The sequence below is a fragment of the Methylobacterium indicum genome (genome assembly GCF_001043895.1).
Taxonomy (GTDB): Bacteria; Pseudomonadota; Alphaproteobacteria; order Rhizobiales; family Beijerinckiaceae; genus Methylobacterium; species Methylobacterium indicum.
In genome coordinates, this window is the sequence record NZ_JTHF01000172.1 from 1 (window position 1) to 26,963 (window position 26,963).

Genomic DNA, 26,963 nt, shown 5'->3' on the forward strand with positions numbered 1-26,963 from the left:
CGCCGCGAGGTCCCGCGGGAGGTCCCGCGAGAGGTCCCGGCGGTGTCGCAGGCCTCGGCGCGGCGCGAGGCCGGGCGGGACGCCGCGACGACACGGGCGGCCCCCATTCCGCAGGGACGGGCCGCAGGCGCGGGTTCGGGCGTGGAGGAGGCCGCCTTCGGGAGCGGGGCGGCGGGTACCGGCCGGCTCGCGGGTGCCGCGGTGCGGGCCGCCTCGCGCAGGAAGTCCTCGGCGGTCGCGGCCCGTCCCTGCGGAATGGGGGCCGCCCGTGTCGTCGCGGCGTCCCGCCCGGCCTCGCGCCGCGCCGGGGCCTGCGACACCGCCGGGACCTCTCGCGGGACCTCCCGCGGGACCTCGCGGCGCGCGGGTGCCGGCACCGTGATCCGGAACAGGTAGGGGACCGTCGTCCCGTCGCCGAAGGTCACGTCGACCGACAGGGTGTCGAGGCCGGAGAAATCCGGGCGCGGCGTGTAGTAGAGGCTCATCGCGTCCTTCCTCACGGCCTCGCAGCCGTCGGCGCTGCGTGCCGAGCGGCCGTCGTCGCCGACGATCGAGCCGAGGATCCGGTTTTCCCGCCGCTGCTCCAGGCGACCGCCGCGCGGGGGGGTGACGAGCTCGACCAGGGCGGCCTGCGAGCGGCAGCCCTGCGTCGCGAAGTAGTGGCTGAAGGCATCGAGGAAGGTCCGCTCGCCCGGGCGCGCGGTCTTGTTCTGTGTCTCGGCGAGCGCCGGGAGCCCGGCCCCCGAGAGGCCGAGGGCGGCGAGCGCCGCCAACGCCGCGAGCGCGCGAGAGCGATGCGTCCGGATGCGATGTTGCATGGTGACCTCCGCCGATCGGAACGGGACGAGATTGCGCGAGCGGCCGCTCAGCCGGGGCTCGATCGCGTCAGGGCCGGACGGCTGCCGTCGGTGCGAAAGCGCGCCGCGTAGGGCGTGTTGGCGCTCTGGGCGGTGCAGGTGATGACGACGGGACCGCCCATCGGGTTCGGCATCTCGCAGACGCCCTTCGCCTTCACGAGGTGGCTGCGGCCGGCCTCCTCGTAGCGCAGCTGGTCGATCGGCTGGTGCAGGGTGCCGTTCTCGACCCAGCCCTTGGCCGAGGCCAGGAACATGAGGGTGCGGGCATCCCCCGTGCCGAAGCTGAACACGGCCTGGGCCGAGCCGGCGGTGGATTCGTTGCTCGCCGTCGGCGCGCAGGCCGCGCCCATATCCTCGCCGTCGATCACCAGCGCCTCGCACCGGCCCCGGAAGGTCAGCGTCAGCACCGTGCCGGGCGGGGGCGCCTCCGTCCCGGCGGCGTCGCGGGCGGCAGGCGGCGAGGCAGGCGGCGAGGCGGGCGGCGCCGCGACCCCGGCGCTCCGCTTCCAGTCGCCGCGCGACTGCCCCGCCTGCCAGACGCAGAACCGCGTCTGGGCATTCTCCCAGCACGGGCCGTTCCGGGTGGCCTGGCCAAGGGCGAAGATCGGCTCCATGTCGGCGTATTGCTCGTTCCAGAACACCCAGGCACGACCCGGCTCCTGCCCCTTGCGGTCGAGCCGCGCGAGGATGTCGGGCTTGCCGCTCGCCCGCGCCCGCACCACGAACCCGCCCTGGCCGCCATCCGGGACGAACATGCAGAACCCGTCGAGGCGGACCTTGCCCTCGACCTCGAGGTAGCAATCGGCCGGGCGCAGGCCGGCCGGCTGCGGCGCGGCGGGCTGCGGCGCAGCCGCCGGGCCGGTGAAGCCGGGGCGGCCCTCGCCGATCTTCCAGGCGCAGGCCCGGATCCGCTCGCCGCGCCAGCAGGCGCCCTGGGAGGTGACGACGTCGGAGGGCCCGTTCTCCGGGTCGCCGCCCGGAGACTGGTTCCAGGTCGCCATGCCGCCGCCGGGCCCCGACACCGTGACGACGGCCCCGTAGCGCGCGGATGCGACGCTGGGGCTGCCGAGGCGGAAGCCCCCTGCCCCGTAGCGCACCGGGTCGGTGATGAACTCGCAGAGGCCGTCGGCCAGAACCTTGCCGTCGGCCTCGACGTAGCAGTCGACCTTGCGGCTCTTCGTCGGCGTCTGCGCCTGCGCGGCTGGCGGCGCCAGGAGCCCGGAGAGGAAAACGGAGAGCAGGGCGCCCGCGAGAAGGCCGAGGCGGCGCCGGGTCCGCACCCGGCCGGATCGAGGATCGAGAACCACTCCGGTCTCCTATGGGTTGCCGAGGAGGTCGCCGGCCGCCTGGAGGGTGCGGTCGTTGCGCTGGTCGACGATGCGGCCGCGATAGAGCTTGCGGGCGGCCAGGCGCTGCTGCAGGGCGGCCCAGTAGCCGGCGCCCCACTTGTCGTTCTCCAGGTTCGGCAGGATGTCCTTGGCCTTGAGCTCGAGGGCGCGGACGGTCATGTCCGCCGCCTTATCGGGGTCGCGCGGGAGGTCGGCGCCGCCGATGTCGTACAGGAAGGCTGCCGAGACCGCGGCCGGTCCGAACTCCTTGTCCCGGGCGAGGCGCTCCAGGTACCGGCTGGCCAGGCGCCCGTCGGGGGCGACCTGTCCCCGCTCCTTGTTCGTCGGCGAGACGAGCATCGCGTAGAGGTACTGGGCGACCGCGAACCCCTTCTCGGCGAAGTCGCGCAGCGTCGCGGCGTCGGCGGCGTTCGCGGGCGCGCTCTTGTACAGGGCCGTCAGCGCATCGACGCTCGGGGCGGGCTCCGAGGCGGGCGGCGCCGGGTTCTTGCCCTCGCCCCCGGCGGCTCCGCCCGGGGGAGCCGCGCCGCCCGCCGGGGCGCTGCCGCCCGCCGGGGCGGCCTTGCCGGAGAGGGCCCGCACCGCCGCGATCGTCTGCGGCGAGGCCGTGCCGTCGATCGGCCCGGCATAGAAGCCGCGGCGCGTCAGGTTGCGCTGGATCGCCGAGACGAGATCGGGCGGCCGGCGGCCGAGCCCGTCGGTGAGGTCGGTCGCGGCCGTCCGCACCCCGGCCGCCACCGTCTCCATGTAGATGTCGGCGGCCTTCTGGGGATCGCGCGGGACGCCGCTCTCGGGCGTGACGTAGCAGCCGGCGAGCCGGTAGAAGGCCGGCCAGAACCCGGCGTAGCCGGCCCGGGCCACGGCCGGGTTGGCCTGGAGCGCGAGCCCGTAGCGGCAGCCGCGCTTCGCGTCGTAACGCCCGTGGGCCGGGTCGAGCAGCAATTCGGTCATGCCGCGCTGGGCGCCGGGATAGCCGAGATCCGCCGTCCGCTGGTAGTAGCCCAGCGCCTTGTCGACGTCGGGCTTGACCGGGCTCTTGGGGTAGACCGGTGCCATGTCGGGATCGTGGAGCACGCCCATGAAGGAGCGGGCGGAGATCTGTCCCGCCTCGGCCGCCGTCTTCAGCTTGTCGAACGCCGCCTTGTCGCCGTCCTTCCCGGCCTTCTCGAGGAGATCGGCGTAGAGCTTCTCGCTCTCCTTGCTGTCGGCCGGCTTGCCCCATTCGGCGCCGGTCCCCACCAGGGCGAGCGCGAGGCCGGCCATCAGCGCCACCGCGGCCTGCGGCAGGACGAGCCAGGCGAGGCGATAGCGCGCCTGCCCGTACCACAGCGCCGCGTGGGCGCCGAGCCGGTCGACGCCGCTCACGGCGACGGCTCTGGCTGAGGCTTGGGTCATGACTTGGCTTTCATGTAGGCGAGCAGGGCCGTGACGACGCTGGAATTGCGCTTGTCCTCGACCGGCAGGGTGTAGAAGCCGCGGGCCGTCAGCTCGGCCTGGATCGCCCCCCAGAACGGGCCGCTGAAATTGCCCGCCTCGGGATAGAGCAGCCAGAACGTGGTCTGGCTGTCCTTGAGGTCGATCGCCCGCATGGCGAGCGCGGCGGCCTTCTTGGGATCCTTGGCGACGTTGCCCCAGCCTGCATCGTAGATCGCCGCGGCCTCGCCCGCCGCCCTGCCATGTCCGGCCGCCGCCGCCCGCTCGTAGTAGGAGACGGCGAGCCGCGCATCCGGCGCGAAGGTCTGTCCCTTGTTCAGGACCGGGTTGAAGAGCTGCCCGTAGGCCGCGAGCGCGTCGACGTCGCCGGCATCGGCCCGGCCCTTGAGGCGCGACCGCGCCGCGGCGTCGGACCAGGCCGCCCGGATCAGCGCGGTCATCTCCGGGGTGGGCTCGTTCGCCTCGGCCTTGCGCGGCTCGGGCCGCGGGGTCGCCACCGTGTTGGCGATCCCCGCCGAGACCTGGAGGGCGGTCACGAGGGCGGGGTTCGCCTTGCCGTCCACCGGGCCGATGTAGCGCCCGGTCTTGGCGTAGTGCCGCTGCAGGCCGGTGATCAGGGCCGGGTCCTGCAGGCCGAGATTGCTGATGAAGGCGGTCATCGTCGGGGCGTGCTTGCGCCACAGCACGCCGGTGACGAGCTCGCCGGCCCGGACCGGATCCTGCGTCAGGCCGCTCTCGGGCCGGACGTAGCAATGGGCGAGCTTGACCGCGAGCGCCTCCTCGCCGGTGATCGTCTTGTCCAGGGTCTCGGGGGCGTCGATCCAGGCCTGGGCGAGGCGGCAGCCGCGCCGGAGGTCGCCGTTCGGGTTGCCCGGGTCGAGGAGCACGTCGGCGAGCCGGGTCATCGCCAGGAGGTCGCCCGCGGCGGCCCCGGGCCCGTAGAGCGCGGCGGCGCGGGAAAAATCGTTGGGCGTGGTCTTCTTCGGGAGAAGCCCGGCGACCAGGGGATCGTAGAGCGTGCCGAGCCGGGTCGAAGCGTCGATCTGGCCGCTCGTCGCGAGCGCGGTCAACGCGTCGAGGGCCTTGCGGTCGCCCTGCTTGCCGGCCCGGTCGCGCAGGGCCGAGAACTCGGCGATCCGCGCCTTCGAGGCGGTGGCCGGCTGCCCCCATTCGCCGCCCGCGGCGATAGCCAGGCACAGGCCCGCCACCGCCACGGTCGCGGCCTGCGGCAGGGCGAACCAGGCCGCCCGGTAGCCGGGCTCGCCGTACCAGAGCCGGCCATGCGCCCGCAGGAGCGCGTGGCCCCGCCCCGTCATTCCCCGCTCAATCATGGCGCTGCCCTCCCGGGCGGGCGCCCGCCGCTGCGCCTTGTTGAGCGCGGAGGAACTGCCGTATCGCCAGGACGAGGGCGTCGTTGCGCCGGTCCTCGATCGGGTTGGCGTAGAAGCCGCGCTCCTTGAGTTCGCGCTGGACGCTGCCCCAGAAGGCCGGGCTCCAGCCGGCGCTCATGTCGGGATCGGTGAGCAGGTTCCCGAGCCAGGGATCGGCGGCGATCGCGCGGATCGCCAGGGCGGCGGCCTTGGCCGGGTCCCTGGCGAGGTTGCCGGGGCCCTTGTCGTAGAGGCTGGCGACCTCGATCCCGGTCCCGGGCGATCCGGACGCGGCGGCCCGCTCCATGAGCTGCGCCGCCCGGCGGGCATCGGGGGCGAAGAACTCGCCCCTGTTGTAGACCGGGCTGTAGAGGCCGCCGAGATCAGCCATCGCCTTGGCGTCGCCCCGGTCCGCCATGGCCTGGAGCCGCGCCCGGGCGCCGGCATCGCGCCGCGCCGCCTCGACGAGGCTCCGGAACGCCTGCTCCGCGTCCGTCTGCGTCGCCGGAATCGATCGCGGCTGCGGCGGGAACGGGCGCAGCTCCGCCTCCCGCTCCAGGGCCAGCACCGTCTCGCCGGAAGCCCGCCCGTCGATCGGGCCCGTATAGCCGTTGGGCCTGCGCGCCGCGAGTTCCCGCTGCATCCCGCGGATCAGCTCGGGCTTCTGCAGGCCGAGGCCGTAGATGTACTGGCGGATCGACCGGTCGTACTTGAGCCGCAGCGTGTCGACCACGAGGGCGCCGGCCCGGTCGGGATCCTGCGCGACGCCGCTCTGCGGATCGACGAGGCAGCGGGCGATTTTCTCGGCCAGGCGCTCCTCGCCGCGCAGCATGTCGCGGTTCACCCGCGGGTGGTCGAGCCAGGTCAGCCCGAGGCGGCAGCCCTGCCGGCGCTCGCGCTCGCCCGCCCCGTCCTCCATCAGGAGGTCGGCGAGGCGCGCGATCGCCACGATGTCGCCGGAGGCGGCGCCGGGGCGGTAGAGCGCGGCCGCCCGCCCGCCATCCCGCGGCGCCGGGCTGCGCGGCGTGGCCTTGGCGGCGAGGGGGTCGACCAGGCTCGCCAGCCGGGTCGCGGCGTCGATCTCCCCCGCCTTGGCGGCGGCCGTCAGCTCCTTCAGGGCGGCGACGTCGCCCTCCCGCCCGGCGCGCTGGCGCAGCGCCTCCAGGGCGGCGACGCGCTGCGGCGAGCCGGTGGCCGGCCGGCCCCACTCGCCCCGGCTGGCGACGGCCAGGAGCAGGCCGGCCGCCACCACGGCGCCGGCCTGCGGCAGGGCGAGCCAGGCCAGCCGGTAGCCGGCCTCGCCGTACCAGAGCCGGCCATGCGCGGCGGCGAGCGACCGCCTGCGTCGCGACCCCGTCCGGTCCGACATTCGATCCGAGATTCCACCCATGTGTGTCAGGCCGCGGCACCGAGGGCGCGCTCGACGTCGGCGAGCTCGAACTGGCCGTGATCGCCGAGCGGATCGGCGGCGAGCCGCAGGGCCTGGGCCTCGCGCAACCGTTCGAGCAGGGTCCGCATCTCGCGGGCATTGGCCCAGTCGCGGCGGCGGGCGCGGGCCTCGATCCACGGCATCAGCAGCGTCTCGAAGCGCGGCGGCAGCCGGAAGGACTGGCGCGACGCCATCAGGCGCAGGATCTCGACGAGGTCGTAGGGGTCGTAGGGAGGGAATTCGACGGTCCGGGTGAAGCGGCCGGCGAGCCCCGGATTGGTGTCGATGAACCGGGCCATGTCGTCGGTATAGCCGGCGACGATCACGACGATCCGGTCGCGGTTGTCCTCCATGAACTTCAGCAGCGTGTCGATCGCCTCCTTGCCGAAGTCGTTGGCCCCGCCCGAGGCCAGCGTGTAGGCCTCGTCGATGAACAGGATGCCGTCGAGCGCCTCCCTGCAGCGCTCGAGCGTCCGCGCCGCGGTCTGGCCGACATAGCCCGCCACCAGCCCGGCCCGGTCGACCTCGACGACGTGGCCCTTGCGCAGCACCCCGAGGGTCCGGAAGATGTCGCCCATGATCCGGGCGACCTCGGTCTTGCCGACGCCGGGGGGGCCGGTGAACACCATGTGCTGGCTCACCGCGCCGACCTCGACGCCCTCGGCGCGCCGCTTGGCGTCGACCATCACGCGCGCCACCACGGTCTTCACCTGCTGCTTGACCGGGGCGAGGCCGATCATCGTGTCGAGGCGGGCGATGACCGCGCGGGCCTCGTCGAGGTCGATGGCGCCGCCGGTCGGCCGGCCGAGCGCCGCGGCGATGTCGGAGGGCTCGAGCCGGCCGAGATCGCCGCCCGGCTGCGCGGCGAGCCGCAGGGCTTGCGCCTGGCGGGCCTTCTCCAGGACGGTGCGCATCTCGCGGGCATTGGCCCAGTCCTCGGCGCGGGAGCGGGCGGCGACGTAAGAGGCCAGATCGCGCTCGAACCCGTCGGGCAGGACGAATCCCTGGGCCTTCGCCATCCGGCGGAGGATCTCGGCGAGGTCCGGGGCGCCGTAGCTCGGGAACTCGATCGTCTTGGTGAAGCGGCTGGCGAGCCCCGGATTGGTGTCGACGAACCGCCGCATGTCGTTGGTGTAGCCGGCGACGATCACGATGATCCGGTCGCGGTTGTCCTCCATGAACTTCAGCAGCGTGTCGATCGCCTCCTTGCCGAAGTCGCTGCCCCCGCCCGAGGCCAGCGTGTAGGCCTCGTCGATGAACAGGATGCCGTCGAGCGCCTCGCGGCAGCGCTCCAGGGTCTTGATCGCGGTCTGCCCGGCATAGCCCGCGACCAGCCCGGCCCGGTCGACCTCGACGACATGACCCTTGCGCAACACCCGCAACGCCTTGAACACGCTGCCGAGGATGCGGGCGACCTCGGTCTTGCCGACGCCGGGCGGCCCGGTGAACACCATGTGCTGGCTCATCGCGGCGACCGGCAGGTTCTGGGCGCGGCGCTGCTGCTCGACCTGCATCCGGGCGATGACGCCCTTCACCTCGAGCTTGACGGGTTCGAGGCCGACCATGCCCTCGAGCGTCGCCAGCGCGGTGGCGAGCGTGTCGCGCTTCTCCGCGGTGGCGCCGTCGTCCTCGAAGCGGATCGGCCGGATCCGGCGGGCGGCGCGGGCCTCGGCCATGGCGCGCCGCATCCCCTCGATCCGCGCCGGGATGTAGCTCGCCGCAAGGAAGCCCAGGACCAGGCCGCCGAGGATCAGGCCGTGGCGCAGGCTCGCCCCGGGCGAGGCGGCAAGCCCGCCGAGGAGGTCCGGCCGCAGGGCGAGGAGCCCGCCCGTCGCGCCCAGCACGATGACGAGGAAGATGGCCGCGGGATGCTTGTCGAGGCGTTCCATGGGGATCACGGACCTTCGAAGGGAGCGGGCCGGATGCCCGCGCGGCTCCGCCCTCACGGGGCGGCGCGCGGATGCCGGCCGGTCGGAGTGTCAGGCGTCCTCGCCGGTCGCCCGGAGCAGGTCGACGATCTCGATGCGGCGGTGGTCGCCGCCCTCGCGGGCGACCCGGGCGGCCTGCGCCTCGCGCGCCTTCTCCAGAAGGGTGCGCATCTCGCGGGCGTTCGACCAGTCCTCGGCCCGGGCGCGCTGGGAGAGCCAGGGCGTGAGGCGCGCCTCGAACCCGTCCGGCAGGGTGAATTGCTGGCGCGCCGCCATCCGGCGCAGGATCTCGCAGAGGTCCTTCGGGCTGTAGGGCGGGAACTCGATCGTCTTGGTGAAGCGGCCCGCGAGCCCCGGATTGGTGTCGATGAACCGGCGCATGTCGTTGGTGTAGCCGGCGACGATCACGATGATCCGGTCGCGGTTGTCCTCCATGAACTTCAGCAGCGTGTCGATCGCCTCCTTGCCGAAGTCGTTGCCCCCGCTGCCGCCGGCGAGGGTGTAGGCCTCGTCGATGAACAGGATGCCGTCGAGCGCCTCGCGGCAACGCTCCAGGGTCTTGGCGGCGGTCTGGCCGACATAGCCCGCCACCAGCCCCGCCCGGTCGACCTCGACGAGGTGGCCCCGGCGCAGGACCTCGAGCGAACGGAAGATCTCGCCGATCGCCCGGGCGACCTCGGTCTTGCCGACGCCGGGAGGGCCGGTGAAGATCATGTGCTGGCTGATCGCAGAGACCGGCAGCCCTTCCGCGCGCCGCCGCTGCTCCAGTTCGAGCCGGGCGATCAGCGCGTTCACCTCGCGCTTGACCGGCACGAGCCCGACCATGTCCTCCAGCGTGGCGATCACGGCGTCGGGGGAGCGGGCCTCGACGACCCGTCGCGGGGCGAGGATCAGGCGCGGCAGGCCGAGGAGGCCGGCCCGTGGCTGGCCGAGCGCGGCCTCGGCGCGGCGCGCCGCCAGCGCGGTGACGAAGAGCCCGAGGGCGGCCATGACGGCGACCGCGACGCCGATGGCGGCGCGCCAGCGCATCTCGGTCGAGGCCGCGTTCCACCACGCGGCGGGGCCGTACTCGGTGCTGAGCAGGAGCGGCGTCAGGACCGCAACGACGAGCCCGGAGACGACGAACGGAACGATGGCCGATTTCGACACCGGTCAGGCTCCGCAGGGCTTGCTGGTGTCCCAGATCACCGGGATGCGCTTGACCCCCTCGGTGGTGTCGACGGTGAGGCCCGGATTGAGCTGGACGAACACGTCCTTGGCCGCGCCCTCGATCACGATCTCGCCCTTGCCGGCCTCGTAGGGACCGGGGAACGGCACCGCGACGACGATCGGCCCGTCCGCGACGGTGAAGGCCGGCGACAGGTAGTTGCCGGCCCGGATGCGCACCACGCCGCCGCCCTTCGCCGTCGTCTTCGACAGACGCATGCTGGCGAGCGGCGCCCGGCAGGCCTTCGCCTCCTCGACGACCTTGTCCTTCTCCTCCGGCGCGACCGTCCCGCTCGCCTTGTCGATGTCGCTCGCCTTCACGAGGGACAGGGCCGGCCGCTCGACGGTGCCGGTCTTCTCGGACCCGCCGAGGAGCAGCGTCCCGGCGACGACGCCCGCCGCCACCACGCCGCCGATGGCCGCGATCACGCCGGGCGAGACGGCCGATCTGGGCGGAGCGGCGGCCGGCGGCGGCATCGTCGCGCCGGGATTTCCGGCGCGCGCCTCTGTTTGGCGCTCAAGAATTGCGCGCTCGTTATCCGACATTCGCCGCACTCCCGAAAACCGTCATCGTAATTGCGACGTTGCGTCGGCGTTCGTGGCCGATCGGGCAACGACGATCAGATTGTAATTGTTCGAAAGGTGGGTCCGATGTCCTATCGTGACCCTGTGTGAGGTTTCTAGACAGGCCCCAAAAACCGGTCTACTAGTGCACATGTCCTATAAGGCGTCGGCCGTCTCTTGCGGTACGGCGCTGGCCGCGCGCATGAGGGCTCGTACCGCGGAGGGCGGGCCTCACGAGGGTTTCGGGCATGAGGGTTTCGGGGCTGGAATGACCGTCCGCACGATCGAGACCGTCATCGTCGCCGACGACCACCCGCTGTTCCGTCAGGGGATGCGGCACATCGCGGAACGGCTCTACCCGCAGACGCGGGTGCGGGAGGCCGACACGATGGAGGAGGTCCTGGACCTCGCCCGGGCCGCCCCGCCGCAGGCCGTCTTCCTCGACCTCCTGTTTCCCGGCCTCGACCCGCAGCGGTCGATCCGCGCCCTGCGCGAGGAATTCCAGAAGACCTCGATCATCGTCGTGTCGATGATCGAGGACGACGCCCTGATCCGCACCGTCATGGCCGAGGGGGCCGACGGATTCATCGCCAAGTCGCTGCCCGCCGCGGAGATCGCCCGGGCGATCACGGCGGTGCGCGAGGGCGAGTTCGTCATCCGGCGCAACCCGCGCACGGAGCTCGCGGTGAGCCAGGCCGGCCTGCCGCCGCTGACGCAGCGCCAGCGGGACGTCCTGCGCCTCGTCGCGCAGGGGCGGACCAACAAGGAGATCGCCCGCGCCCTCGACATCTCGCCCTTCACCGTCCGCATCCACGTCTCGGCGCTCCTGCGCGCCCTCGACGTCACCTCGCGCGCCGCCGCCGCCGCCAAGGCAGCCCATGCCGGGCTCGGGGGGATGATCGGTGCCTGACCCCGGCGGGCCGGAAACCCGCCGGCCGCCCGGGCGGCGGATCGTACAGGTGTCCTAATGTCGGCCCGGCGGAGCCTGTGGCAGAGATCTCGCCCGGGATACGACACCGACACGACATTCAGAGACGACGCGACGATCTGGTGAGAACCATGATGGAATCGGGCGAGACCTGCCGGCCTTCTCTTCTTTCGCGGATCACGACGCTGCTGACCCTGTCGGCGGCGCTCACGCTGCAGGGAGGGGATGCGAAGGCCGATCCCGACGTGGTCCTGCCGTCGGTCGCCACGGTGATGGGGGCGATCTGCGGGCGCCCGGTCGGCCCGGACGCCCGGACCTGCCGGATGAAGGACGGGCGCGCCGCCGAGTACTGGTACGGGGCGATGTTCGCCACCGACCAGGGCTGGGCCGTCGGGTTCGCGACCCTGCCGGCCCCGGGCCAGGATCCGCAGGCGCCCGACGCCCGCGCGCTCGTCGCGGCGACCTTCGCCCAGACGCAGACGGCGAGCCGCACGGGCTGGGTCCTCCGGGACGTCCAGGCGCTGCCCGGACAGATCGGGACCGGCAACCGCAACGGCGACGCTCCCGAGGTGGACGACAGCCTCGGGCCGGTCTTCAAGCCGCTGCCCGGCGGGCGGCTGGTGATGGGGCTGCGCACCACCGCCTTCGGGATGGAGGGCGCGCAGACCTTCTCGTTCCTCGTCCTGCGGTTCACCCCCGCGCCCCTGCGCTGGCGCCTGTCGGGCGAGTTGCCGGCGGGCTCCGACGAGACCGCCGGCTGCGGCGCACCGGAGGACGGACCGTGCAATCTCGGCGCGAGCGAGGGCCGCCTCGAGATCCTGGCCGAAGCGGCGGACCGGGCGTCCGGCACGCCGCCCGCCTGGCCGCCGCTGCGGGTGACGCTGACCGGGACGGTGCCGGGCCCCGCCGGCAAGGTGCGGCCCGCGGACGCCCGGGACGCCCGCACCTTCCGCTTCGACGAGGCGGCGGGCCTCTATCGATGAGGGCGCGGCCCAGGGGTGCCCACGCCCGGCGCCGCGCGAGCGGGCGATGACGGGGCTCGGACGCGAGCCGGGCGAGAAGGCCGGCAACGAGAAGGCGCAGACCCTCACGCGCCTCGTCATCATCGGCTGCATGTGCCTCTACGTGCTGCCGCAGGCGCTCGCCGGGATCGGACCGCCGGACCTGCGGATCGTCGCCGCCCTGGTCTCGGCGCACTGGCTCGTGACGCTCGTGCTCTATGTCTGGATCTCGCGGCATCCGAGCGACAGCGTCGCGCGGCGCAGCCTGGCTTTCGCCCTCGACATCGCCGGGATCACCTACACGATGGCGATCGGCGGGGCGCCGTTCCTGCCGCTCTACGCCATCGTGCTCAGGATGATCGTCGGCAACGGGCTGCGCTACGGCGCGACGTCGCTCAAGGTCTCGACGCTCGCCGCCCTCGCCTCCATCGCCGTCACGACCGCCTTCAGCGACTACTGGCGCGACAACCCCTTCCTGGTCCTGACGCTCGTCCTGACCACGCTGCTCGTGCCGACCTACATCTACGGCCTGCTCGAGCGCCTGCGCGAGGCCTATGCCCGCGAGCAGGAGGCGAGCCTGTCGAAGTCGCGCTTCCTCGCCCAGGCGAGCCACGACCTGCGCCAGCCGATCCACGCCATCAGCCTGTTCACCGCCTGCCTGCGCGACGGGCGGCTCGGGCCCGACGAGGTGCGGATGGTCGACAACATCGACCGCTCGCTCCAGAGCGTGTCGCGGCTGTTCAAGTCGCTCCTCGACATCTCGACCCTCGACAGCGGCAAGGTCCGGCCCCGGTTCGAGCCGGTCGCGATCGCCGAGATCATCGAGGACGTGCGCCGGCAGAACTCGGAGGCCGCCCAGCTCGCCGGCACCGCGCTCCGCAGCCGGCCCTGCCGGGTCGTCGTGCATACCGACCGGGCCCTGTTCACGACGATGCTGCAGAACATCGTCAACAATGCCATCAAGTACGCGCCGGGCCGGCCGATCCTGATCGCCTGCCGGCGGCGGCGCGGCGGCCGCCTCGACGTCCAGGTCCTCGACCGCGGCCCCGGCATCCCGGACGAGCACCAGGCCCGGATCTTCGACGAGTTCTACCAGGTCCGCCAGCGCGGCGACCGCGACCTCGAAGGGGTCGGCCTCGGCCTGCCGATCGTGCGCCGCCTCGGCGAGATCCTCGACGTCGAGGTCGCGCTCCGCTCGGTCCCGGGGCGCGGCACCGGCGTCACCCTCGGCAACCTTCCGATCGTGCGCGCGCCGGTCCTCGACGGCGAGTGGCGCGGGCTCGACCCGCCGGCGGCGATCCGCGGCCTCCGGGTGCTGCTGATCGAGGACGACGAGGCGGTGCTGAGCGCCACCGCGAGCCTGCTGCGGAAGTGGGGATGCGAGGTCCAGGCCGAATCCGGGATTCCGGACACGATCGCCGCCCCGGATCTCCTCGTCACCGATTTCGATCTCGGCAACGGCGTGACCGGGGCCGAATGCATCGCGGCGGTGCGCCGGCTCGCCGGGCGCGACGTGCCGACCGTCGTGATCAGCGGCCACGACGAGGCGCGGGTGCGCGAGGAGCTCGGCACCGCCGACATGCCGATCCTGGCAAAGCCGGTCCGGCCGGCGGAGCTGCGCTCCGTCGTCGTCGCCAAGAGCATGGTCGCCCGGAGCATGGTCGCCCGGCGGTCCGCGCCCCGGACGGACCCCCGGCCGGCCTGACGCTCGCGGACGCGCTCGTCATCCGGTCTGCGACCCGTCGCGATGCGGCGAGCCGGCTTCACCCCCTCCCCTCTCGCCCTCACCCTGAAGGAGTGCGGCCTTGCCTCTGCGCCGAACCGGATGTGCGATTCTCCTCCTCGCCGCCCTCGCGGGACCGGCCCGCGCCGCCGAGGCGCCGACGAAGGACGTCAAGGGCGCCAGGGACAGCCCGATCGTCTCGCGCTTTTCCGGTGCGGTGATCATCGGCTACCGGCAGCAGGACTACGCGGCGCTGACCCTGCCGCTCGGGCCCTACGATGCCGCCCAGAAGAGCCGGTTCTCCCGCAGCCTGACGGCGGAGGGCCGCGTGACGAGCATCGCCTACGCCATTCCGCAGGGAAAATCCGCGCTCGAGGTCTACCGCACCTACGAGCGCACCCTGACCGCCGCGGGCTTCCGGATCGCCTATGCCTGCGGCGTCGACACCTGCGGCGGCTACAACTTCGCCGCCGCGCTCGCCGATCCGGTCAACAACGCGATGGGAGGGGATCTGTTCGGCCTGCGGATCGATCTCCTCGACGCGACCAACGGCGACGTGCGGTCCCTGACGGCCCGCCTCGACCGGCCGGAGGGGAGCGTCGACGTCTCCGTGCTGGTGAGCCAGGACGGCAGCCACCAGCCCGGCGTGCTGCTGCAGGTCGTCGAGGGCCGGCCGATGCAGACCGGCCAGGTCGTCGTCGACGCCAAGGCGATCGGCGAGGGGCTGGCGAGCGCCGGCCATGTCGCCCTCGACGGTATCCAGTTCGAGACCGACAGCGCCACCCTGAAGCCGGAATCCGACGCGACGCTGGCCCAGATGGCCGCCTTCCTGACGCGGGACCCCAAGCGCCAGGTCTACATCGTCGGCCATACCGACAATGCGGGCACGCTCGATCGCAACCTCGCGCTGTCGCAGGCCCGCGCCGCCGCCGTGGCGACGGCCCTGACGACCCGGTTCGGCATCGCCGCCGCCCGGCTCCAGGCCAGGGGCCTCGGCCCCTACGCGCCGGTCGCCGGCAATGCCACCGAGGCCGGACGGGCGAGGAACCGCCGGGTCGAGCTGGTCGAGCGGTAGGCGCGGGGCGCGGCCGTCATCGTCTCGCGGGGCCGGCCGAGACGCGCCCTTCGCGATCCGGATCGGCGTGGGCCGCCTCGTCGGCCAGGCTGCGCAGATGGGCGCGTTCGCTGGCAAGGCCGATCAGCTCGGTCATGAAGAGGTCTCGCAGCGCGGTCGGCCGGTCGGCGGCGCGGGCCGCGATGAAGAACGGTGACGCGATCGATGCCGTGTCGGCCATGATCGGGCGCATCTCGCCGCGGCCGACCCACAGCTTGGCGTAATGATCGGGCAGATAGCCGATATAGCGGCCACTCATGATGAACAGAGCCTGCGCTTCCATGTTCGACACCTTGATGCCGGCGACGGCGTTCGGGAAATGGTGAAGCTCGCGGCTGTTGGCGTAGGGTCGAACGACGAAGGCGTGCTTCTCGATGTCCTCGGTCGTTGCCTCCGGTCGATGGTAGAGCGGATGGCTGGCCGCGCAGTAGAGCGAGTGTCGTTCGTCACGCAGCGGCGAGAATTTCAGGCCGCGGTAATTCTGCGTTTCCGGCAGGATCGCGATGTCGATGCCGCCATTGCCGAGAGCGGCCAGCAGCGCCTCCGGGGCATCGATGGAGAGAGTCAGGACGGCGTCCGGCGCCTTGCGCCCGAACACCGCGATGAGCCGGTGGATGGGAAGATCCGGGTCGGTGATCGTGTTGTCGACCAGGCCGAGACGGAGGGTGCCGGTGATGCGCCGCTTCAACCCCCCGACCCGGCTCTCGAAGGTATCGAGGGCGAGGAAGAGCAGGTTGGACTGCTCGTAGACGATCGCGCCGCGGTCGGTCAGCTCGAAGCCGCCACGCCCCCGGCGGCACAGCGCGAGCCCGAGCCGCTCCTCGAGGGCCTTGATGTGGAAGCTGACGGCGGACTGGCTCAACCCCAGCGCCACCTGCGCGCCCAGGAAGCCACGATGCTCGACCACGGCCCGGAACACGGCGAGCGAGCGGAGATCGGTGCTGGCGACCTGCATGACGGCCCGCTTACATCAGTTTCATGAATTTAAATATCGAAAGGATCCTATTTTTTCGATGTGAGCGGTGTGGTCCTCTGCGGTACCGCGCGGCTCGGCGGCCCGCAGACCGGAAGGATGACACGATGCCGACACGCCCCTTCGCGGCCTCCGCTCTCGCGGTGCTCCTCCTGGCGTCGTCGGGATCCCGGACGCGGGCCGAGGATCTGCTGTCCCGGGTCGAGGCCAAGAAGGTGCTGACCGTCGGCACCGAGGCGCGCTTCCCGCCCTTCGAGTTCGTGCAGGACGGCAAGATCGTCGGCTACTCGGCCGACATCATGGCCGAGATCATGAAGGCGCTGCCCGGCGTCGCCCTGGACCGGCTCGATCTTCCGTTCCAGGGCATCCTGCCGGGCCTGGCGGCCAAGCGCTTCGACTACGTCGTCACCTCCGTGACGGTGACCAAGGAGCGGTACGACGCCTATCGCCTCTCCCTGCCGATCGCCGATGCCACGATGGCGGTCCTGAAGCGCAAGGGCGATGCCACCCTGGCGAAGCCCGAGGACATCGCCGGCAAGGTCGTGGGGTCCCAGACCGGCTCGGCGCAGTTCGCGGCGCTCGAGCGCCTCGCGGGCACGCTCGCCGCCGAGAAGAAGCCCGTGCGCGGCCTCAAGTCCTACGTCGATTTCGGCGACGCCTATGCCGACCTCGCCGCCGGCCGGATCCAGGCGGTCGTCAATTCCCTGCCCAACCTGCTCGAAGCCGTGCGCCAGCGCCCGGACGTCTTCGAGGTCGTCCTGCCGACCTTCGGCCCGAAGACCTATTTCGCCTGGGCCGGCCGCAAGGACGCGGACAGCGAGCGGTTCGAGGCCCTCGTCGATGCCGAGCTCGCCAAGCTGAATCGCTCCGGCAAGCTCGCCGAGCTCCAGCGCAAATGGTTCGGCGCCGCCATGGATCTCCCCGCCGACGCGCTGCCCGTTCCCGAGAAGTAGGGCGCGACGGTCCAAGCGGAGGGTCGCCGGTGGCGGACGGGTTCCTGTCAATCCTGACGGCGCTTCTCGACGGCGCCCGGACGACGCTGCTGCTGACCGCAGCGGCCTTCCTCATCGGCGCTCCGCTCGGCCTCCTGGTCGCGTTCGGCCTGGTCTCGACCGCGCGGATCCCGCGCTGGAGCGCCGCCCTCTACCGCAGCGTCTGGCGCGGCACCCCGATCCTCGTCCAGCTCCTCCTGATCTTCTACCTGCTGCCGACCGTCGGGGTGGTGATCCCGTCGAGCGTGGCGGCGGTCCTGGCGCTCGGCCTCAACACCGCGGCGTTCCAGGCCGAGATCTACCGGGCCGGGCTCCTGGCCGTCCCGGCAGGCCAGATCGAGGCCGCCACGATGCTGGGCTTCTCGCGCGCCGCGGTTCGCCGTCACATCGTCGTTCCCCACGCCGTGCGGGCCGTGCTGCCGCCGCTCACGAGCGAGGCCATCCTGCTCCTCAAGAATTCCTCGCTCGTCTCGATCGTCGCGGTCACGGACCTCACGCGCCGGGCCCAGCAGGTCGCCTCGACGAACTTCCGTCCGCTGGAGACCTATGCCGCGGCACTGACGATCTACGTCGCCCTGAGCATCGGCCTGGCCTGCCTTGGCCTCTGGCTCGAACGGCGGCTCCGACCGGCGAGGCGGACGGGGAGGCAGCCATGATCGACATCCTGATCCGGTACGGCGCCGTTCTCGCCGACGCCGCGATGGTCAGCATCGGGGTCACCGCGAGCGCGATCGCGATCGGCACCGGTCTCGGCCTGGCGCTGGCGCTGATGCTCCGCTGTCGGTTCGCGGCGCTCGCCCTGGCGGCCCGCGCCTATGTCGAGCTGATGCGCGGCTCTCCCGTGCTGATCCTGCTCTTCCTCATCTACTACGGCGGCCCGTCCTTCGGCGTCGTGCTCGATGCGGTTCCGGCCGGGATCCTGGGTCTCGGGCTCTACGCCGCGGCCTATTTCGCGGAGATCTTCCGCGCCGGCCTCGCCAGCGTGGAGCCCGGACAAATCGAGGCCGCCCGCCTGCTCGGGCTGCCCTCCCTGTCGATCCTCCGCCGCATCGAGCTGCCGCAGATCGCCGCCTTCATCCTGCCTCCGTCGATCAACCAGGCGATCATCGTGCTCAAGGACTCGGCCGTGCTCTCGATCATCACGGTGCCCGAACTCACCAAGGCGGTCACGTTGATCAGCAACGAGACCTTCGCGGTCGTCGCGCCCTACCTGTGCGTCGGCCTGATCTACTGGACGCTCGTCGAGATCGTCGCGCAGGGCGGGCGCATCGCCGAGCGACGGCTCGCCGCGAGGATCTCACGATGACCGGGCCGTCTCCCTCCCCGTCGGGCATCGCCGCGGTGTCGCTGCGCGGCGTGGTCAAGCGCTTCGGCGACCGGATAGTCCTCAACGGCATCAGCCTCGACATCGCGCCGTCCGAGGTCGTCTGCATCATCGGGCCCTCGGGCTCGGGCAAGAGCTCCCTGTTGCGCGCGATGGCCTTCCTCGACCCCCACGACGAGGGCGACATTGCGATCCTCGGCCGGCCCCTCGGCTACCGGGACACCCCCTTGCGCCGCGAACGCGCGAGCGAGGCGGAGCTCGCCGCGGTGCGGGCGCCCCTGGGGATGGTCTTCCAGCATTTCCATCTCTGGCCGCACATGACGGCCCTCGCCAACGTCACCGAGGCGCTCCGGGTCGTGAAGCGGATGCGGCGGCCCGACGCCGACGCCCTCGGGCGCGAGATGCTCGCCAAGGTCGGCCTGGCGACCCATGCCGATCACCGGCCCGACCAGCTCTCCGGCGGCCAGAAGCAGCGCGTCGCCATCGCCCGCGCGCTCGCCCTATCGCCCAAGATCATGCTGTTCGACGAACCCACCTCCGCACTCGATCCGGAGCTCGTCGGCGAGGTTCTGTCCGTCATGCGCGCGCTGGCCGCCGAGGGCATGACGATGGTGATCGTGACGCACGAGATGGGGTTCGCGGCCCATGTCGCGCACCGGGTCGTCTTCATGGACCATGGCGACATCGTCGAGCAGGGCGATCCGCACACTCTGTTTCAGATGCCCAGGAGCCCGAGACTCGCCCAGTTCCTCGATACCTGGCGCGAGCGCTCGATCTAAGCAGATTTCGCAAAATTGGTCATCGGTTTTGCGACAAAAATCTGCGACGCAACAATCACATAGGCAGACTTTCGTCGGCTTGCCAACGCAGATCTGCTTGGGACAGCGGCCGGTCCCGCCGCCGCCGGACACCGATCTCGATCTTCGATTTCCCCGAATCGTCGAAACTTGCTCTTTGGAGAGCCCGTTCATGACCCATGCTTACGAGACCGGCCGCCTGGACCTTCCGTTCGTCGGCATCGCCACCTTCGGCAAGAACCCGTATCAGCCCGACTGGACCCGGATCGAGGCGGACGTGGCCTTCCTGGGCGCGCCGTTCGATTTCGGCACGCAGTGGCGGGCCGGCGCCCGGTTCGGGCCCAGGTCCGTCCGGGAGGCCTCCACCCTGTTCTCGTTCGGGCATGCGGGCGCCTACGACCACGAGGACGACGTCACCTACCTCGACGGCGTGCGGATCGTGGATCTCGGCGACGCGGACATCGTGCACACCGATACCGAGCGCAGCCACGCCAACATCGAGGCCGGCGTCCGGGCGATCCTGGCGGCCGGTGCCCTGCCGGTCGTCGTCGGCGGCGATCACTCGATCAACATTCCCTGCATCCGCGCCTTCTCGGACCAGGCGCCCGTGCATCTGGTGCAGATCGACGCCCACCTCGATTTCGTCGACGAGCGCCACGGCGTGCGCCACGGCCACGGCTCGCCGATGCGCCGCGCCGCCGAGCAGCCCCACGTCACCGGCCTGACCCAGCTCGGGATCCGCAACGTGTCGTCGACGGCGCGGGACGGCTACGAGGCGGCCCGGGCGATGGGGTCGGACATCCTGTCGGTCCGTCAGGTGCGCCGACTCGGCACCGAGGCCGTGCTCGCCCGCATCCCGGCCGGGGCGCGCTACTATCTCTCGATCGACATCGACGGGTTCGACCCGTCGATCGCGCCCGGCACCGGCACGCCGAGCCACGGCGGATTCCAGTATTACGAGGTCCTGGAACTGATCGACGGGCTCGCCCGGCGGGGATCCATCGTCGGCATCGACCTCGTCGAGGTCGCCCCGGATTACGACCATACCGGCACGACGGCGATCCTCGCGGCGCAGATCCTGCTGAACGCGATCGGGCGGATCATGCACCACCGGGATTGAGCGGGACGGGGACCGTCCCGGTCCGATGGCCATGCGCGGCGTGTTCGCCGCATGCCCCGGCAGGACCGCCCGGCCCTGCTCGCCGCGACCGTGACCGCCCCCCGCGCCGGTTGCCGAGCCCCTCGACGGCGCGGCGGCCCGAGGACGCCCCGCGCTCCTGTCGGAGGCGCGAGATTCCACCCCTAAACGGTGTTTTCGCCGTATGCTCCGACGAACCGGTATGCTGGTCGTCGAACGAGGCTCCAGCGGATTCACCCTGGGGGGATGGCCATGCGCGCGGGTTCCGATTCGACACAGGCGAACGCGTCGGCGTCGCTCATCCCCGCGGGCCCCGAGGCCGCCTCGGCGCCGCGGGGCGACGCGCCCCGCACCATCCGCCTGCACGAGACCGACAACGTCGCGATCGTCGTCAACGCCTTCGGGCTGCCGGCCGGGACCGTGTTTCCCGACGGTCTGGCGCTGACCGAGTTCGTGCCCCAGGGCCACAAGGTGGCGCTTGCCGACATCCCGGCCGGCGGGCTCGTGCGGCGCTACGGCGAGGTCGTCGGCATCGCGCTGCGCGACATCGCCCGGGGCTCCTGGGTCGAGGAATCCTGCGTCGAGACCCCGACCGCCCCGGCGCTGGATGCGCTCGAGAAGGCGACGCGGGTTCCCGCGCCGCTGCCGCCGCTCGACGGCTACACCTTCGAGGGCTTCCGCAATCCGGACGGCAGCGTCGGCACCAAGAACATCCTGGCGATCTCGACCAGCGTCCAATGCGTCGCCGGCACCCTCGAGGTCGCGATCCGGCGCATCCGCAGCGAGCTGCTGCCGCGGTTTCCCAACGTCGACGACGTGATCGGCCTCACCCACGCCTATGGCTGCGGCGTGGCGATCAATGCCCCCGAGGCGGTGATTCCGATCCGCACCCTGCAGAGTCTCGCCCAAAACCCGAATTTCGGCGGCGAGGTGATGGTGGTCGGCCTCGGCTGCGAGAAGCTCGTCTCCGAGCGCCTGGTACCGGCGGGGGCTGCGGCCGAGGACAGCGTGGTGCGGCTCCAGGACGAGCGGCACGAGGGCTTCGGCAGCATGATCGACAGCATCCTGGCGATGGCGGAGGACCGCCTCGCGGTGCTGAACGCGCGCCGCCGCGAGACCTGCCCGGCCTCGGAGCTGGTGGTCGGCCTGCAATGCGGCGGCAGCGACGCGTTCTCGGGAGTCACCGCCAACCCGGCGCTGGGATTTGCCGCCGACCTCCTGGTCCGCTGCGGCGCGACCGTGCTGTTCTCCGAGGTGACGGAGGTCCGCGACGCGATCCATCTCCTCACCCCGCGGGCGGCCACACCCGAGGTTGCCGACGCGCTGATCCGCGAGATGGCCTGGTACGACGACTACCTCGCGAAGGGCGGTGCCGACCGCCGCGCCAACCCCTCGCCGGGCAACAAGAAGGGCGGGCTCAACAACATCGTCGAGAAGGCCCTCGGCTCGGTGGCGAAGTCCGGCACCAGCGCCATCGCGGGGGTGCTCGCCCCGGGCGAGCGGGTGCGCGAGAAGGGCCTGATCTTCGCCGCGACGCCGGCGAGCGACTTCGTCTGCGGCACCCTGCAGCTCGCCTCCGGCATCACCCTGCAGGTCTTCTCGACCGGCCGCGGCACGCCCTACGGCCTCGTCCAGGCCCCGGTGATCAAGGTGGCGACCCGCACGGAGCTGAGCCGGCGCTGGTCGGACCTGATCGACCTCGATGCCGGCCGCATCGCCACCGGCGAGTCGACCATCGCCGAGATGGGCTGGGAGCTCTTCCACCTCATCCTCGACGTGGCGAGCGGGCGCACGCAGCCCTGGTCGGACCGCTGGGGCCTCTACAACGACCTGACGCTGTTCAACCCGGCGCCGATCACCTGAGCGGCTAGGGTGAACGGCACCGGAGATCCGTCAGGATCGGGGATCGTCGCGCGGAGGCGCCTCCGGGTCGACCTGCGATGCCGGTGCAGGCCTCGCCGCGGCCCGGGGTCCCGCGAGGTCGGCCGGCCGGGCCGACGGCCGGTCTGCAGCCATCGCGCCATGTCTTCGTGGTGGACGATCCACAGGGAGGCCCCGGCGGTCGTGCGGATATGGACCCGCCCGCGCGCGATGACGTCATCGGTATAGTGCGTGAAATCCCTGAAATTGCCGGTGACGAGCGCGTCGGCCCGCCCCGCGAGGGCGGTGTCCAGGACGCGACCGTCCTCGGGATCGTAGGGCTCGTGCACGAAGGATGGGTCGTAGGGGTCGCATACCTGCCGGATCGCTTCCCGGGTCGGCTGCGCACCGCCACCGAGCACCAGGTGCGGGAATTCGGGGGCCGGGCCGAGCAGCGCGAAGCTGGCGATGGTGTCGGTGAAGTGCCTGGCCGTCTCGGCGTCCACGCCCCGCCGCGTCATCACCGTTTGCAGCCGGGACAACTTGGTGTGCGAGATCACGAGCTGCAGGGGACCGACACCCGCCCGTCCATCGAGGACTGCCTGGACAATTACCTGAGACGCGGTCCCGCGGCGACCGGCCGCCTCGGCCAGAAACTGCCTGACCCAGACGTTCAGGTCGACGCAGAGGCGAAACGCCGTCACGCCTCGGCCGCACCCATCCATTCGTCTGCGGCAGCGTCGATGGCGGCGTCGGACGCGTCCGCGGGAAGGGCGTGGGCGGCCTGCGCCGCCATCATACGCTGGGTCAGGGAGAAATTGGTCTGCAAGAGCAGGCGCATCAGCTCGCCTTCGAACCATCGCCGCTCATCGGGTGTGCCGGATTGCTCCAGGCGCCGCAGCGCCGATCGGGCTGCCTCGGGCAGGTTGACGTAGAAGCTCGTCGCGCGTCCCACGATGCTTGCCGGCGTCTGGGCGTCCGCCGAAGCGACGGCGCCGAGCTTGACCGCGACGGATTCATCGACGTCGCCCGACACCGATCTGCCGCCCATGGCACTCTCCTTCCCGACGGATCACGGCAAGTCTTATCATGGGCGAAGAGATCGGTCCAAAGCGGAGCGAGATCCGGCGTCATCGAGGCAGGAGCGCCCATCGTCGCCTGTCTGGCGCGGTCCCCTCGCCGGTCAGCCGATTCACGACTGCGACTGCCGCGAGGTGTCGCGGTCCGACCCGATCACGACGTCGGCGATCCGCCGGCCCCGGCCCGCGCCCGGGCGAGCGCCCCGGTGATGAACGCGCCGGCCTCGGCGAGGCGCGCGGGATCGACCCCGGTCGCGATGCCCGCCTCGTGGAGCATCGCCACCACTGCTTCGGTGGCGACGTTGCCGGGGGCGCCGGCGGCGTAGGGGCAGCCACCGAGCCCCGCCACCGCGGCGTCGACGACCCCGACCCCGAGATCGAGGCAGGCCCGGATGTTGTCGAGCGCCCGGCCCCGCGTGTCGTGGCAATGCAGGGCGATCCGTTCGACCGGGACCACCGCCGCCACCGCGGCGATGCAGGCCCGGGCCTGATCGGGCGTGCCGATGCCGATCGTGTCGCCGAGCGAGACCTCGTGGCAGCCGAGCGCGACGAGGCGGCGGGCCACCTCCGCCACGGCCTGCGGCATCACCATACCCTCGTAGGGGCAGCCGAGCACGCAGGAGACGTAGCCCCGCAGCGGGATCGCGGCGGCGCGGGCGGCCTCGGCCACGGGCGCGAACCGCGCGAGGCTCTCGGCGATCGAGCAGTTGATGTTGGCCCGCGAGAACGCCTCGGAGGCGGACGCGAAGATCGCCACCTCGCCGGCGCCGGCCGCCTTCGCCGCCGCGAAGCCCCGGAGGTTGGGCACCAGCACGCTGTAGCGCCCGCCCGGGTTCGGCGGCAGCCGGGCCATGACGGCGGGCGTATCGGCCATCTGCGGCACCCAGGCCGGCGAGACGAAGCTGCCGACCTCGATCGCGCTCAGGCCGGCGGCACGCAGCCGCTCGATCAGCCCGACCTTCACGTCGGTCGGGACCGCGACGGGCTCGTTCTGGAGCCCGTCCCGGGGACCGACCTCGACGATGCGGACCCGCCGGGGCGTCACGGGGCCGTCACCAGGGGGCAGCGGCCGTCGGCGAGCGGCCGGAACGCCTCGGCGGCGGGGATGGTCTGGACGAGCTTGTAATAGTCGAACGGCCCCTTCGACTCGGCCGGGGTCTTCACCTGGAAGAGGTACATCGGGTGGACGTGGCGGCCGTCCTGGCGCACCGTCCCCTCGCCGAAGAGCGGGTCGTTGGTCGGCTCCGCCTTCATCCGGGCGACGACGATGCGCCCGTCGGTGCTGCCGGCTCTGGCCGCCGCGCGCAGGTAGGCGAGCGTTCCGGCATAGACGCCGGCCTGGTTGGCGGTGGGCCGGCGGCCCTTCATCTGGGCGGCGAAGCGGTCGGCGAAGGCGCGGGTGCCGGGATTGGCGTCCCAGTAGAACCCTTCCGTCAGGTAGAGGCCCTGGGCGTCCTTGAGCCCGATCGCGTGGACGTCGGAGAGCTGCATCAGCAGCGCCGCCAGGTCCTGCCCGCCGCCGGTGATGCCGAACTCCGCCGCCTGCTTGACCGAGTTGACCGTGTCGCCGACCGCGTTGGCGAGGGCGATCACCTGGGCGCGGCTCCCCTGCGCCTGGAGCAGGAACGAGGAGAAGTCCGCCGCCGCCGTCGGGTGGCGCACGGTGCCCACCACCGTGCCGCCCTCCTGCTTCACCACGCGGGCGGCATCGGCCTCTAGCGCATGGCCGAAGGCGTAGTCGGCGGTGAGGAAGAACCACTTCGTCTTGCCGGCGCGAACGAGCGCGAGCGCCGTGCCGTGGGCGAGCGCCCAGGTGTCGTAGGTCCAGTGCACGGTGTTGGCCGAGCATTTCGGGCCGGTGAGGTCCGAGGTCCCGGGGCCGGACGCGATGAAGGCGGCCTTCGAGTCCCGCACCACCTCCTGCACGGCGAGCGCCACGGACGAGAACGGCACGTCGAGGATCGCGTCGACCTGCCCCTCGGCGATCCAGCGCCGGGCGGTGGCCGAGCCGATATCGGGCTTGTTCTGGTGGTCGGACTGGATCACCTCGACCTTGATCGCCGGCTGCTCCTTGCGAAAGTCCTCGACCGCCAGGCGCGCCGCGACGACCGAGCCCTCGCCGGTCGAATCGGCGGCGAATCCGCTGAGGTCCGTGAGCACGCCGAGCTTCACGGTCGACACCTCGGCGCGCGCGGTGCCGGCGGCGAGGAGCAGGGCGGCGCCGGCGAGCAGGCGGGTGGCGAGGTGGGTGAGTTTCGGCATGGTGGTCCTCCCGTTTCGGTATTGATCAGCCGTTGGATCGGCGGCGTTTCTGCATATTTTCGCAGCGTTGACGGGTGCAGCATTATCCAACTCGAGCCCTCATCCTGAGGTGCTGCCGCGCGCGGCAGCCTCGAAGGAGGGCTCCAGTGATCTCGGAGACTTCTGGAGCCATCCTTCGAGGTCAGTCGATCTTCAATCGACTGACACCTCAGGATGAGGTCGCGGGTGGGATGAGATTGCAGGAGACAGATTCGGCGGGCTTCTACCCCTGGCGCATCTCGCCCAGCACCTCCTGCGCCACGTCGAGGCGCACCAGGCGCCGCGCGACCAGCACGCGGGCGACCGCCTCGATCTCCTCGCCCAGCGCGCCGGCCATCATGGCGATGTTCTGGGCGTGGAGCGCCATGTGGCCCTTCTGGATGCCCGTGGTGGCGAGCGCCTTGAGGGCGGAGAAGTTCTGGGCCAGGCCCACCGCGGCGATGATCCGGGCCAGGCGCTCGGCCGTCGTCGCCCCGAGGATCTTCAGGCAGGCCTGCGCGGTCGGGTGGAGCTTCGTCGCCCCGCCGACGAGGCCCACCGCCAGCGGCAGCTCGATCGAGGCGCTGAGGTCGCCCGACGCCGTGACCTCGTAGCGGGTCAGGCTGGTGTAGCGGCCCGAGCGGGCGGCGTAGGCATGTGCCCCGGCTTCGATCGCCCGCGTGTCGTTGCCGGTGGCCAGCACCACGGCGTCGATGCCGTTCATGATGCCCTTGTTGTGGGTCGCTGCCCGGTAGGGGTCGGCCTCGGCGAGGTGGTAGGCGCTGACGATGCCGTCGCGGACCTCCGGCCCGCCGATCGCGTCGGTGCGCCAGACCGCGTGCGCCCGGGCGAGGCGCCGGTCGGCGAGGTTCGAGAGGATGCGCAGGTAGACCCGGCCGCCGCTCCAGCCGGCGATGTGGGGGGCCACCGCCTCCGCCATGGTGTTGACGGCGTTCGCCCCCATGGCGTCGCGGGTGTCGACGATGAGGTGGGTCACCACCATCGGGCCGCCCAACGTGTCGAGCACCCGCACCTCGACGTCTCGCAGCCCCCCGCCGAGGCGCACCAGCACGGGATCGCAGGCGTCGCACAGGGCGCGCAGCGCCTCGCGCTGCTCCAGGATGCGCAGGCGGGCCGCGAACGGGTCGCTCACGCCGACCACCTGCACCTGCGCGATCATCAGGTTGCCGGAGACCGAGGTGGTGAAGCCGTCCTCGTAGACCTGGCGCGCGGCGTTGCAGACCGCGGCCACCACCGAGGATTCCTCGGTCGCCATCGGGATCAGCACGTCCTCGCCGTCGATCTTCATGTTGGTGGCGATGCCGACGGGGACGTTCATCGTGCCGACCACGTTCTCGATCAGCCGGTCGGCGAGGTCGGGAGCGAGGTTGCCGAACTCGGCGAGATGGGCGACCTCGGGCTCGGAGAGGTCGGCGAAGGCGGCCACGAGGTCGAGGCGCTCGCGGGGGCTCTTGGTGTGGAAGCCGGCGATGCGCGAGGTGCGGTTTGCCCGGGACGTGGTCTGCATGGAAGCCTGCTGCCGATGATCGCCGAGGGCGGTCCGCGCGGGCCGGAGCGGGGGCGGCCGCCGTCGCGGCCCGTTCAGCGCGTTCTTCC

Annotated in this window: 25 protein-coding genes; 11 read left to right on the forward strand and 14 right to left on the reverse strand. The window is 72.0% G+C overall.

Annotation, left to right across the window (positions count from 1 at the left end; genetic code table 11):
- The 8 genes from QR78_RS20095 to QR78_RS20130 form a co-directional block, all read right to left on the reverse strand.
- Window positions 1-818, reverse strand: an 818-nt coding sequence (locus QR78_RS20095) for a hypothetical protein (protein ID WP_053220999.1), incomplete at its 3' end; no start/stop codon positions are given.
- A 47-nt stretch (window positions 819-865) separates the two neighbouring features.
- Window positions 866-2,164: a hypothetical protein gene (locus QR78_RS20100; protein ID WP_048429350.1), complete on the reverse strand. Its 1,299-nt coding sequence runs from the start codon at window positions 2,162-2,164 to the stop codon at window positions 866-868.
- Between the two features lie 9 nt (window positions 2,165-2,173).
- Complete coding sequence (locus tag QR78_RS20105) at window positions 2,174-3,601, reverse strand: peptidoglycan-binding protein (RefSeq protein ID WP_048429351.1); 1,428 nt, start codon at window positions 3,599-3,601, stop codon at window positions 2,174-2,176.
- On the reverse strand, window positions 3,598-4,971 hold the full coding sequence (locus QR78_RS20110; protein ID WP_244276442.1) for a hypothetical protein: 1,374 nt from the start codon (window positions 4,969-4,971) through the stop codon (window positions 3,598-3,600). The genes QR78_RS20105 and QR78_RS20110 overlap by 4 nt, the downstream gene beginning before the upstream one ends.
- Window positions 4,964-6,379 carry an SEL1-like repeat protein gene (locus QR78_RS20115; protein WP_048429353.1) on the reverse strand — a complete coding sequence of 472 codons (1,416 nt, stop codon included), beginning with the start codon at window positions 6,377-6,379 and terminating at the stop codon, window positions 4,964-4,966. Before QR78_RS20115 ends, QR78_RS20110 begins: the two co-directional genes overlap by 8 nt.
- A 26-nt stretch (window positions 6,380-6,405) precedes the next feature.
- Window positions 6,406-8,328, reverse strand: coding sequence for an AAA family ATPase (locus QR78_RS20120; RefSeq protein WP_048429354.1), 1,923 nt, complete (start codon window positions 8,326-8,328; stop codon window positions 6,406-6,408).
- 90 nt (window positions 8,329-8,418) lie between these two features.
- Entirely contained in the window at window positions 8,419-9,516 is a 1,098-nt protein-coding gene (locus tag QR78_RS20125; RefSeq protein ID WP_048429355.1) for an AAA family ATPase, read from the reverse strand.
- 3 nt (window positions 9,517-9,519) lie between these two features.
- On the reverse strand, window positions 9,520-10,002 hold the full coding sequence (locus QR78_RS20130) for a hypothetical protein (RefSeq protein ID WP_244276443.1): 483 nt from the start codon (window positions 10,000-10,002) through the stop codon (window positions 9,520-9,522).
- Between QR78_RS20130 and QR78_RS35355 the strand changes: the two genes are divergently transcribed.
- From QR78_RS35355 to QR78_RS20150, 5 genes are all read left to right on the forward strand, one after another.
- Window positions 9,989-10,204 (forward strand): hypothetical protein, encoded by a 216-nt coding sequence (locus QR78_RS35355; RefSeq protein ID WP_162234106.1) that lies wholly within the window; start codon window positions 9,989-9,991, stop codon window positions 10,202-10,204. The two genes, QR78_RS20130 and QR78_RS35355, sit on opposite strands and share 14 nt — an antisense overlap.
- 201 nt (window positions 10,205-10,405) lie before the next feature.
- A complete protein-coding gene (locus QR78_RS20135) occupies window positions 10,406-11,047 on the forward strand; it encodes a response regulator (protein ID WP_048429357.1) in 642 nt (213 codons plus the stop codon).
- Window positions 11,048-11,196: 149 nt separating this feature from the next.
- Window positions 11,197-12,048, forward strand: a complete 852-nt coding sequence (locus QR78_RS20140) for a hypothetical protein (RefSeq protein WP_082171822.1) — start codon at window positions 11,197-11,199, stop codon at window positions 12,046-12,048.
- Between the two features lie 46 nt (window positions 12,049-12,094).
- A complete protein-coding gene (locus tag QR78_RS20145) occupies window positions 12,095-13,771 on the forward strand; it encodes a hybrid sensor histidine kinase/response regulator (protein ID WP_048429358.1) in 1,677 nt (558 codons plus the stop codon).
- A gap of 100 nt (window positions 13,772-13,871) precedes the next feature.
- Window positions 13,872-14,864, forward strand: a complete 993-nt coding sequence (locus QR78_RS20150) for an OmpA family protein (RefSeq protein WP_202972700.1) — start codon at window positions 13,872-13,874, stop codon at window positions 14,862-14,864.
- Window positions 14,865-14,880: 16 nt separating this feature from the next.
- Here QR78_RS20150 and QR78_RS20155 read toward each other — a convergent pair whose 3' ends face one another.
- Window positions 14,881-15,858, reverse strand: coding sequence for a LysR family transcriptional regulator (locus QR78_RS20155; protein WP_082171823.1), 978 nt, complete (start codon window positions 15,856-15,858; stop codon window positions 14,881-14,883).
- Window positions 15,859-15,983: 125 nt separating this feature from the next.
- On the opposite strand from QR78_RS20155, the gene QR78_RS20160 reads away from it, so the two are divergent.
- From QR78_RS20160 to garD, 6 genes are all read left to right on the forward strand, one after another.
- Window positions 15,984-16,829 carry a transporter substrate-binding domain-containing protein gene (locus QR78_RS20160; RefSeq protein WP_082171824.1) on the forward strand — a complete coding sequence of 282 codons (846 nt, stop codon included), beginning with the start codon at window positions 15,984-15,986 and terminating at the stop codon, window positions 16,827-16,829.
- 29 nt (window positions 16,830-16,858) lie between these two features.
- On the forward strand, window positions 16,859-17,524 hold the full coding sequence (locus QR78_RS20165) for an amino acid ABC transporter permease (protein ID WP_048429359.1): 666 nt from the start codon (window positions 16,859-16,861) through the stop codon (window positions 17,522-17,524).
- Window positions 17,521-18,174: an amino acid ABC transporter permease gene (locus tag QR78_RS20170; protein ID WP_048429360.1), complete on the forward strand. Its 654-nt coding sequence runs from the start codon at window positions 17,521-17,523 to the stop codon at window positions 18,172-18,174. The genes QR78_RS20165 and QR78_RS20170 overlap by 4 nt, the downstream gene beginning before the upstream one ends.
- Window positions 18,171-18,971: an amino acid ABC transporter ATP-binding protein gene (locus QR78_RS20175; protein WP_048429361.1), complete on the forward strand. Its 801-nt coding sequence runs from the start codon at window positions 18,171-18,173 to the stop codon at window positions 18,969-18,971. Before QR78_RS20170 ends, QR78_RS20175 begins: the two co-directional genes overlap by 4 nt.
- A gap of 190 nt (window positions 18,972-19,161) precedes the next feature.
- Window positions 19,162-20,109 (forward strand): agmatinase, encoded by a 948-nt coding sequence (gene speB / locus QR78_RS20180; RefSeq protein WP_048429362.1) that lies wholly within the window; start codon window positions 19,162-19,164, stop codon window positions 20,107-20,109.
- A gap of 270 nt (window positions 20,110-20,379) precedes the next feature.
- Window positions 20,380-21,990, forward strand: a complete 1,611-nt coding sequence (gene garD / locus QR78_RS20185) for a galactarate dehydratase (protein WP_082171827.1) — start codon at window positions 20,380-20,382, stop codon at window positions 21,988-21,990.
- On the opposite strand, the gene QR78_RS32025 is transcribed toward garD, so the two are convergent.
- From QR78_RS32025 to QR78_RS20210, 5 genes are all read right to left on the reverse strand, one after another.
- Entirely contained in the window at window positions 21,948-22,691 is a 744-nt protein-coding gene (locus QR78_RS32025; protein WP_053221000.1) for a PIN domain-containing protein, read from the reverse strand. The genes garD and QR78_RS32025 overlap by 43 nt on opposite strands.
- The gene (locus QR78_RS35030; RefSeq protein ID WP_048429363.1) at window positions 22,688-23,038 is read right to left on the reverse strand and encodes a hypothetical protein; all 351 of its coding nucleotides are present in this window, start codon (window positions 23,036-23,038) and stop codon (window positions 22,688-22,690) included. The genes QR78_RS32025 and QR78_RS35030 overlap by 4 nt, the downstream gene beginning before the upstream one ends.
- 182 nt (window positions 23,039-23,220) lie before the next feature.
- Window positions 23,221-24,111: a hydroxymethylglutaryl-CoA lyase gene (locus QR78_RS20200; RefSeq protein ID WP_048429364.1), complete on the reverse strand. Its 891-nt coding sequence runs from the start codon at window positions 24,109-24,111 to the stop codon at window positions 23,221-23,223.
- Window positions 24,108-25,328: an ABC transporter substrate-binding protein gene (locus tag QR78_RS20205; RefSeq protein WP_048429365.1), complete on the reverse strand. Its 1,221-nt coding sequence runs from the start codon at window positions 25,326-25,328 to the stop codon at window positions 24,108-24,110. Before QR78_RS20205 ends, QR78_RS20200 begins: the two co-directional genes overlap by 4 nt.
- A gap of 262 nt (window positions 25,329-25,590) precedes the next feature.
- Complete coding sequence (locus QR78_RS20210; RefSeq protein WP_048429366.1) at window positions 25,591-26,874, reverse strand: hydroxymethylglutaryl-CoA reductase, degradative; 1,284 nt, start codon at window positions 26,872-26,874, stop codon at window positions 25,591-25,593.
- Window positions 26,875-26,963: the final 89 nt, after the last annotated feature.